The sequence below is a fragment of the Streptomyces monashensis genome (assembly GCF_001866665.1).
GTDB lineage: Bacteria > Actinomycetota > Actinomycetes > Streptomycetales > Streptomycetaceae > Streptomyces > Streptomyces monashensis.
Genome location: NZ_MLYO01000189.1, coordinates 1 through 794 on the forward strand (window position 1 = coordinate 1; position 794 = coordinate 794).

Below are 794 nucleotides of genomic sequence, written 5' to 3' on the forward strand. Positions count from 1 at the left end.
TAGGCGTGCAGGATGTCCGGGGTGTTGGCGAAGAGGTTCGGCCGCATGTACGCGGCGGCCTCGCCCGTCAACTCGGTGAGGTATTCGGTGAGTTCGTGCTTGGTGTTGCGCCAGGTGAAGTAGGTGTAGGACTGCTGGAAGCCGATCTGGGCGAGGGTGTGCATCATCGCGGGGCGGGTGAAGGCCTCGGCCAGGAAGATCACGTCCGGGTCGGTGCCGTTGACCTCGGCGATGACGCGTTCCCAGAACACGACGGGTTTGGTGTGCGGGTTGTCGACCCGGAAGATCCGCACCCCGTGGTCCGTCCAGTGCCGCAGGATCCGCACGGTCTCGGCGACCAGGCCGTCCAGGTCGGCGTCGAAGGCGACGGGGTAGATGTCCTGGTACTTCTTCGGCGGGTTCTCCGCATACGCGATGGTGCCGTCGGCCCGGTGGTGGAACCAGTCGGGGTGCTTGTCCACCCAGGGATGGTCCGGGGAGCACTGCAGCGCGAAGTCGAGGGCGACCTCCATCCCCAACTCCTGTGCCCGGCCGACGAAGTGGTCGAAGTCCTCGAACGTGCCCAGCGCCGGGTGCAGGGCGTCGTGGCCGCCCTCGGGGGACCCGATGGCCCAGGGCACCCCGACGTCGTGCGGGCCGGCGGCGAGGGTGTTGTTCGGGCCCTTGCGGAAGGTCGTCCCGATGGGATGGACGGGCGGCAGGTACACGACGTCGAAGCCCATCGCGGCGATCGCCTCCAGCCGGCGGGCCGCCGTACGGAAGGTGCCGTGGGGCTGCTCGGCGGTGCCCTCCGA

The 794-nt window shown here is 68.9% G+C and carries 1 protein-coding gene; it reads right to left on the reverse strand.

All coding sequences use genetic code 11. The annotated features are described in order from the left end of the window. Positions 1-794: alpha-amylase family protein (locus BIV23_RS45215; RefSeq protein WP_245790963.1), on the reverse strand; the 794-nt coding region annotated here is incomplete at both ends.